4 protein-coding genes are annotated in these 7,168 nt (G+C 67.1%); 2 read left to right on the top strand and 2 right to left on the bottom strand.

Translation table 11 applies throughout. The features are described from left to right. On the bottom strand, positions 1–1,175 hold a 1,175-nt coding region (locus tag WEE69_02300), incomplete at its 3' end, for an ABC transporter substrate-binding protein (GenBank protein ID MEX1144121.1). Positions 1,176–1,490: 315 nt separating this feature from the next. On the opposite strand from WEE69_02300, the gene WEE69_02305 reads away from it, so the two are divergent. Next, the gene (locus tag WEE69_02305; GenBank protein ID MEX1144122.1) at positions 1,491–3,506 is read left to right on the top strand and encodes an ABC transporter permease; all 2,016 of its coding nucleotides are present in this window, start codon (positions 1,491–1,493) and stop codon (positions 3,504–3,506) included. Then, the gene (locus tag WEE69_02310) at positions 3,503–5,053 is read left to right on the top strand and encodes an ATP-binding cassette domain-containing protein (protein MEX1144123.1); all 1,551 of its coding nucleotides are present in this window, start codon (positions 3,503–3,505) and stop codon (positions 5,051–5,053) included. The genes WEE69_02305 and WEE69_02310 overlap by 4 nt, the downstream gene beginning before the upstream one ends. A gap of 48 nt (positions 5,054–5,101) precedes the next feature. On the opposite strand, the gene WEE69_02315 is transcribed toward WEE69_02310, so the two are convergent. Then, positions 5,102–6,595, bottom strand: coding sequence for an aldehyde dehydrogenase (locus tag WEE69_02315; GenBank protein ID MEX1144124.1), 1,494 nt, complete (start codon positions 6,593–6,595; stop codon positions 5,102–5,104). Between the last annotated feature and the right edge of the window lie 573 nt (positions 6,596–7,168).

Here is a 7,168-nt window from a genome sequence, read left to right on the forward strand (position 1 = left end):
GGCTTGAACTTGCCGTTGACGATCTTCAAGAGGGCCATGCAGTCCGCGTCGTCCTCGTGCGCGGTCGTCCAGTCGACCGGAGGCAGGAACCCGTTCGCGGTGTAGTCGGTGATCTCGTTGATCGCGTCGATCACGCTCTCCCGGGTGAAGTCCTCGCCCGCGGCCTTCAATCCGGTCACGAACAGGTCGGCGTTGATCCACCCGACGATCGCGTTCTCGGTGATGTCACCACCCGTCTTCTTCATGTACTTCTTGAAGAGCTTGACGGCCGGCAGCGCGGGCTTCGTCTCCAGCGGCGCGAAGAGTGTCGCCACGTAGAGCCCGTTGAGGAACTCCTGGTTCTCGGCGATCGTCTCGTGCTCGTAGGCGTTGGGGAGCAACATCGCGGCCTCCATGCCCTGGCGCAGCATCTCCTTGCGGAGGTTGATGATGCCGTTGAAGTCGATGCACGCAACGACGTAGTCGACCTCCGCCTCAACCATCTGGGCGACCTGTGCGCTGAAGTCAGGGTTACCGAACCCAAGGCTCTTGTCGACGAACGCGACGTTCGCGGTCTCGAACTTCTCGAAGCTGTTCTCGTTGCCGGTGGCGCAGTCCGTGGACTGCACCACGCCGTAGGCGAGGATGCCGACGTTTTTGGCCTTGATCTCTTGCGGCAGCCAGGTGCCGAGGCCCGCTTGCGCACACGTGAAGCAGATGAACGATCCCGCGGTCCCGAACAGGTTCGGCGGCCCCGGTGTGTTGTTCTCGGATCCGTACTCCGCGTTGATGTTCCATCCGAACGCGGGGATGCCTTCCTCGACGTAGACCTGGGCTCCGGTGAACAGGCTCGTGGCGAGGGGCAGCGCCGCGAACACGTCGTCTTGCGAGACCAGGGCCTGCGCCTGTTCGCGGTTCTTGCCCAGCTGGTCGTCGCGCTTCGAGGCGAGCACGAGCTCGCGGCCGTACACACCATCCTCGGTCGTGTTGATGTACTCGAAGTAGGCCTCGACCCCGTCGAACGCGGGCCCGTACGAGACGCCGGTCGGGTTCAGGGTGTCGGTGAGGACTCCACCGACCCTGATCTCGGTGTCGCTCACCCCCGGCTGGTCGACCGCCGGGAAGCTCACTCCCGCGCCTGCCACCGATGCGGCTCCGGTGGCAAGCAACGCGACCGTCAGCATGAGCGCGGACACACGCCTCACGCGAACACGAGCACCTGACATCCGATCCCCCGTACCACGTCATCGACCGGCCACACCCCGGCGGGGCGCACCGACTCGAGTCTCCTGTCGAAGCGCCATAGGTATAACACTCACGTCGCCCTGCGACTAGGGCGCCCCACCGCGAGTACACAGGGGTTCACGTCGCGTGGTGGTTCTGTGGCACCGCGGTGCAGAGAAAGGCTCGCGGGATTACGGTGATCCGATTCTCAGCTAGGGGGGATGGATGACGCGTTGTGCGCGTGCTGACGCGGCTCCGCACGCCCGCAGCAAGAGCAGGCAGATGCCGTGAGCGAGCTCCTCGGGTACGTCATCCGGGGCTTCCCCTTCGGATGCGTGTTCGGTCTGGTGGCGGTCGGCATCGTGCTCGCGTACAAGACGTCGGGCGTCTTCAACCTCGCCTTCGCTGCTCAGGCGTTCGTGTCGGCAGCGGCGTTCTACACACTTCGCAATGACGAGGAATGGGGCATCCTCCCGGCCTTCCTCGTGTCCGTGGTCGTGCTCGCACCACTGCTCGGGTTCGTGCTCGACCGGTTCTTGTTCCGCCACCTGCGCACCGCGTCGACCCTCGCGAAGCTCGTCACCTCACTCGGTCTCCTCGTCGCGATCCCGGAGATCGTCAAGCTGCTGTGGTTCGGAGCGGACACCAAGTTCTCGCCACCGACGATCTGGCCCTTCGACGTCGGCGAGTTCGCGATCTACCACCCGATCGGCGACCGCTACGGGATCGACGGCGGCCAGGCGATCACCATGATCGTGACCGTGCTCGTCGTGATCGTGCTGACCGCGTTGTTTCGATACTCGGCGATCGGGTTGCAGATGCGCGCGGTCGTCGAGAGCCCGCGCATGACGTCATTGGTCGGCATCAACGCCGACCGCGTGAGCATGGTCGCGTGGATGCTCTCGAGCTTCATCGCCGGCCTCGCCGGAGTGCTGATCGCGCCGTTGTACGCGCAGACGGAAGTGAACAGCTTCACGGGGCTGCTCGTCGCGGCCATCGCCGCGGCGGCGTTCGCCCGGCTCACGAGCATCCCGTTGGCGCTCCTCGGAGGGATCCTCCTCGGGATCCTCCAGGGCATCCTCGCGGGCTATCTCCCGACGAACGCGGGCGAGTTCTGGAACATCGTCTCCACGGGTCTGCGCCCGTCCCTGCCGTTCGTCGTGCTCTTCCTCCTATTGCTGTTCTGGCCCGGCCTGCGGCAGAAGGCGGAGCTGACCGACCCGCTCGCCGGCGTCGATCCGCCGCCGCCCGGGCTGGCCGCGGCCGAGCGGAGCCGCGGCCTCACGATCGGGACGTGGGTCTTCGGCACGATCGTCACGACCGCCGCCATCGTCGTGACGCTCACGGCGCTGGACGTGTTCTGGGTGGGCATCGTCACGAAGGCAGTCATCTTCTCGTTGATCTTTCTCTCGATCACCGTGATCACAGGGATGGGCGGCCAGATCTCGCTGAGCCAGGCGACGTTCGCGGCCGTCGGCTGCTTCACGACCGCGCAGCTCTCGGACAACCTCGGATCCCCGTTGCTCTCGCTACTCGTCGGCATCGTGTTCGCCGCGGTAATCGGCGCGCTGGTCGCCCTCCCCTCGCTCCGGTTGGGTGGCATCTACCTCGCGTTGGCGACCCTCGCGTTCGCGCTCATGTTCGACAGCGTCATCGTGCCGCTCGAGGCGGTCGGTGGCGGAACGCTGCCGCCGCAGGCCCCTCGGCCGGATTTCCTCGACGGGAACGAAACCTTCTTCATCTTCTGCGTTGTGCTGCTCGCCGTGGTCGGGACGATCGTCGCGCTCGTTCGCCGGGGCACCACCGGCAAGTTCCTCGACGCGCTCCGCGGGAGCGAGGCCGCCGCGACCGCGTTGGGCATCAGCGCAGCACGGGCGCGGGTGACTGCCTTCGCCCTCTCGGCGGCGATCGCCGGGCTCGGCGGGGCGCTCCTCACCCTGCACGAGGAGCAAGCCAACTACGGCGTGAACTTCTCCCCGTTCTTGGGCCTGTTCTGGTTGGTCCTCGTGGCGACGCTCGGCTCCCGGACCGTCGAGGGCGCGATCCAGGCCGGTCTCGCGTTCGCGCTCTTCCCCGAACTGCTGGAGGCCCTCGGCGTGCCCGGCGCGTGGCGGTTCGTCCTCTTCGGGCTGGCTGCGTTCACGTACGCCAAGCACCCCGAAGGGCTCGTGGAGCACGGAAAGCGCAGACAGCTTGAATCCATCCAACGCCGGCTCGATCGGCGCAAGCGCGCGAGTGGGAGCGGTGAGGGGGACCCTGTCGCCGGTTCGATGACTGGCGTGACCGAGCAGGTACCGACATGACGCTGCTCGACGCGCGCGGCATCACCAAGCGATTCGCCGGCATCACCGCGCTCGACGATGTCTCGCTCACGGTGGAGCCGGGCGAGGCGGTGGGACTCATCGGACCGAACGGGGCCGGGAAGACGACCTTCTTCAACTGCCTCCTCGGGATGCTCAAGCCAGATGCGGGGACGGTCCACTTCGACGGCACGGACATCACCCGCTACCCGGTGCACAAGCGCGCTCGACGCGGGTTCGGTCGGACGTTCCAACGGATCGAGCTCTTCGCTGGCATGACCGTTCGCGAGCACCTGCTCGTGGCCGAGCGCGCCCGCCTCGGGACCGGCCGACTCTGGAAGGACTGCCTCAACCTGGCCCGGCCCACCGACGAGGAGCTCGAGCGCGCCGAAGCAACGCTAAAGCTGCTCGCGCTCGACAACGTCGCCGACCGGCGGATCGAGGCGCTCAGCCTGGGTCGGGCCCGGCTCGTCGAGCTCGGTCGCGCGCTCATGACCGACCCGAAGCTGCTTTTGCTCGACGAGCCGTCGTCGGGCCTCGACCAGCACGAGACGCAGGATGTCGTGAGGATGCTCCACGAGATCCAGCGCGAGCGCAGCACCGCCATCCTCCTGGTCGAGCACGACATCGGCATGGTCCAGGCGTTCGCGAGCCGCCTCTACGTCCTCGACTTCGGCACGCTCATCGCGGAAGGCCCGACGGGCGAGGTGATGAACGACGACGCCGTGCGGCGCGCCTACCTCGGCGAGCTCTCCACGACCCATGCCGAGCAACCCAAGCCCGCCGTCGTCGCCACGCCCCAACCGGCGGAGTCCAACGCCGCGACGGCCGAGGTCGCCGCGCCCTTGTTGGAGCTCCGAGACGTCGACGCCGCGTACGGCCCGTTCCGCGCGCTCTTCGGCGTGTCGTTCTCGGTTCCCGAGGGAGGCGTCGCGGCTCTCCTCGGCGGGAACGGCGCAGGGAAGACGACGATCGCAAGGGTCGTCACCGGCTTGGTGCCCGTCACCTCCGGCCAGGTGCTCTTCGACGGCACCGACATCGCAGGCATGCCGCCATGGGACATCGCGCCGCGCGGCGTCGTGCACGCACCCGAAGGTCGCTCGGTGTTCAGCTCCCTCACGGTCGAGGAGAACCTCACGCTGGACTTCCGGCGCAACCTCGGTCGCAAAGAGGTCTCGGGCGGACTCGAGCGCGCGTTCGAGCTCTTCCCTCGCCTTGGCGAGCGTCGCAAGCAGCTGGCCGGGACGCTTTCGGGTGGCGAGCAACGAATGCTCGCACTCGCGCGTGTCCTGGTGCGGCCGCCGCGCCTGCTCGTGGTCGACGAGCTGTCACTCGGGCTGGCGCCGATCGTCGTCGACGAGGTCTACGCCACCCTCGAGAAGGTTCGACAGACGGGGACCACGATGCTCATCATCGAGCAGTACGTTGGTCACGCTCTGCGGATCACGGACACGGTGGTGCTGCTCCAGCACGGCGAGGTCGTCTACGACGGATCGGCCGCCGACCTCGGCGACGTGTCCGAACGTCTCCTCGCAGCACAGGACAGCTAGCGACGCGCCTCCTGAAGCTCGTGGTGCGGCCGCCGCTGATGAGTCGGTCTACCTGTAGCCCTTCGGCTTGCCGTCAAGGATCACGGTTTTCGTCTCGAGGAAGGGCAGCAGCCCTTCCTTGCCGCCCTCGCGGCCGATGCCGGACTGCTTGAAGCCACCGAACGCGATGCCGAAATCGGTGCGGAATGCATTGTGCCCGACGGTGCCGGCCCGCAGCTGGCCGGCGACCTCGCGTGCGCGATCGACGTCGGCCGTGAACACTGCGGAATTGAGGCCGTAGATGCTGTCGTTCGCGACCCTGACGGCATCCTGCTCGTCCTCAGCTGGGATGACGCTCAGGACGGGACCAAAGATCTCCTCCTGGGCGATGGTCGAGTGGTTGTCGACGTTGCCGAACACCGTCGGCTCGACGTACCAGCCGCGCTCGAGGTCCTTGGGGCGACCGCCGCCGGTGGCGAGCGTCGCACCCTCGTCGATCCCCTTCGCGATGTAGCCCTGGACGCGGTCACGCTGACGTTCGGCCGCGAGCGGACCCATCTGCGTCGTGGCCTCGAACGGATCGCCGACGTGCACCTTGGAGAAGGTGCCGGCAAGCGCGTCGACGAGCTCGTTGTGACGGGCGCGCGGTACCACGATCCTGGTCAGCGAGGAGCAGACCTGCCCCGAGAGGAAGCATTCGGCTCTCGAGATGGTCTTCGCGACGGTCGCGAGGTCCGCGTCATCCAAGATCACCGCGGCCGATTTGCCACCGAGCTCGAGCGTGCAACGGGCGATGCGCTCGCCGCACAGCGACGCGATGCGTCGACCGGCCGCCGTCGACCCGGTGAACGTGATCTTGTCCACGCCCGGGTTCGTGACGAGTAGCTCGGAGACTTCACGGTCGGCCGTCAGGACGTTGAGCACCCCGGACGGAAGCCCGATCTCCTCGGCGACCTCGGCGTAGACGTAGCCCTCGCCGGGTGCCTCCGGCGAGGACTTCAGGACCACGGTGCACCCCGCGAGGAGCGCGGGCCCGATCTTGTGGGCGATCAGCGTGACGGGGGCGTTCCACGGGATGATCGCGCCGACCACGCCGACCGGTTCGCGGACCAGCAGGCCGAAGTCGCCACCGATCGTCGGCGCGCACTCCTCCTCGAACGGGAACGTGTCGGCCAGCGCGGCGTACGACTCGAGCGCGCCGGAGGCCATCATCCCTGAGTACTGCGCGACCGAGTGCAAGACGCCCGACTCGCGTGGCCAGATCTGACCCAGGTCGTCAGTGCGGGCCTGCATCCCCGCGCCCAAGGCGCGGAGCCAGCCGGCACGCTCGGTGTGCGTCGTTCGCGTCCACGGTCCGTCGTCGAACGCCAGTCGAGCTGCTTCGACCGCGCGCGCCATGTCCGCGGAGCCGGCCTCGGCCACGCTGAAGAACAGCTCTTCGGTCGCGGAGTCGATCACGTCGATCTTGGCGCCGGACGACGGCTCGACCCACTCACCACCGATGAAGAAGCGGTCCATGTGGCGCAGCGGCGGCGGCGACAGCGTGCTGGTGGTCGAGGTCATCGTGGGTCTCCCATCGCGAGGCATCGCAACCGTCGGGGTGCGGCTCTCGGGCAGGTTAGTTACCTTGCGAAATGGGTGGTGAGTCGGCGCGTACGCCGGAATTGGATCGCGATCAAGCGCGTTGCCGGCCGCGTCGTTTGGGCGTCTTCGTTCGCGGTCAGTTCAACCCAAGGGGCTACCAAGAATCGCCATTACAACCCCTTCTGGTCCCCTGAATTCTCCGAGGGGTGGGACGTGCTCGATATGCGCGTAGCGCGTAATGCCCTCCGCCGACGGAGTTCGCACGACGACCGCGATCGAGTTCGGATCTTGAGGATCAAGAGACTTGCCGCACACGAAACAATCGGCAGCCAACTCCAACTGCTCCCTTCTCGACGCACGCATCTGCGCCGCGCGCCTGGGCTCCAGGCTAGACACGAGCACCGTTCTTCCCGTCACCTCTTCCCGTTGACGGATCTGGCGCAAGGTGCATACACTTTTGCCACCCTTGGGGAGGTGCGCTCGCATGATCGAACTCAGTCGTTCGGTGCTCGTCAACGACCCGGCAGAGCCCGGAGCGCCGGTGCTCACGCG

Source organism: Acidimicrobiia bacterium, from assembly GCA_040881685.1.
GTDB lineage: Bacteria > Actinomycetota > Acidimicrobiia > IMCC26256 > PALSA-555 > SHVJ01.

Coding starts and splice junctions, on each gene's coding strand:
- WEE69_02310 (MEX1144123.1), top strand. CDS start 3,503: ATGACGCTGCTCGACGCGCGCGGCATCACCAAGCGATTCGCCGGCATC.
- WEE69_02315 (MEX1144124.1), bottom strand. CDS start 6,595: ATGACCTCGACCACCAGCACGCTGTCGCCGCCGCCGCTGCGCCACATG.